Genomic DNA, 730 nt, shown 5'->3' with positions numbered 1-730 from the left:
ACGATTTTCAATCTTGTATATTTCTAACGAAATCGTGCGCCAAAAAGCCCCCTTCGTCAGTTTCTGACAGGGGGCTTTTTGATGTAAAAATTTCTATCGAAATTTAAGAATTCGCTTCGCTCATGCTAGCCATAAATCTAATTCTTTTTGTAATTTTTCTCGCTGGAGATTTAAATTTTCTTGCATATCGTTTTTTAAATTTACTGGCGAAATCTCTTTCAAAATTTTTCGATATTTAGTTTTAGTATTTTTATTTAATTCTCCCCATGCGCTCTCATCATTCAGCAAATAAAAAACTTTAGCTTTTAAAACAAAATCATCAATCGTTTTATAATCAGGCTTCAGAAAATTCAAATCTTCAAAACATGTTGCCCATCTTTCTGTACGCTCACGCTTTAATTCAAACTCAATACGCCAATAATTTTCCGCTTCAATCTCTAAATCTGGTTCTGTTGCAAAGTTTTAAATCTACTATCAAATAAGGTAGAATAATAGAAAAAGATAGCAGGAGGAATGACGATGAATCATTTTAAAGGAAAGCAATTTCAGCAGGATGTGATTATTGTAGCCTTGGGCTACTATCTTCGTTATAACCTTAGCTATCGTGAAGTTCAAGAAATCTTATATGATCGTGGCATTAACGTTTCTCATACGACGATTTATCGTTGGGTGCAAGAATATGGCAAACTACTCTATCAAATTTGGAAAAAGAAAAATAAAAAATCCTTTT

1 protein-coding gene and 1 pseudogene are annotated in these 730 nt (G+C 32.3%); one reads left to right on the top strand and one right to left on the bottom strand.

The annotated features are described in order from the left end of the window. Window positions 1-120: 120 nt before the first annotated feature. Window positions 121-354, bottom strand: a complete 234-nt coding sequence (locus tag ABS911_RS15220; RefSeq protein WP_350468249.1) for a hypothetical protein — start codon at window positions 352-354, stop codon at window positions 121-123. 165 nt (window positions 355-519) lie between these two features. Here ABS911_RS15220 and ABS911_RS15215 point away from each other — a divergent pair. Then, window positions 520-730, top strand: a pseudogene (locus ABS911_RS15215) (IS6 family transposase); the annotation flags it as partial.

The organism is Carnobacterium sp., from assembly GCF_040274425.1.
Note: the sequence above shows the minus strand (reverse complement) of the source record. Positions and strands in the feature narration are given on the sequence as shown.